Here is a 269-nt window from a genome sequence, read left to right as displayed (position 1 = left end):
TTACGTAAGCACGGTGAAAATGCTTATTACGGCCAACAGTAAATCGGCTTTTTGTTTAAATAAGCCGTTTAAGTAAGCCGTTTAAATATTGATTAGGCCCGACTTCAGGGAATAAGTAGAGGACTCTATGTATAAAGTGCTGGCGTTAGATCTCGATGGAACCGTGTTAAAGGATGATCACACGATTCATCCAGAAGTAAAAAAGGCGATTCAAGAAGCCAAACAAAGTTGTCACGTCATGATTGTTACTGGCCGACACCACACAGCAG

Annotated in this window: 1 protein-coding gene; it reads left to right on the top strand. The window is 41.3% G+C overall.

From position 1 onward, the window contains the following. Positions 1-127: 127 nt before the first annotated feature. A partial coding sequence (locus tag AB4512_RS25185) for an HAD family hydrolase (protein WP_372176187.1) occupies positions 128-269 on the top strand: 142 nt, incomplete at its 3' end.

The sequence above is a fragment of the Vibrio sp. 10N.222.52.B7 genome (genome assembly GCF_041474275.1).
Classification (GTDB): Bacteria; Pseudomonadota; Gammaproteobacteria; order Enterobacterales; family Vibrionaceae; genus Vibrio; species Vibrio crassostreae_C.
This window is presented reverse-complemented; position numbering and strand designations above follow the sequence as displayed.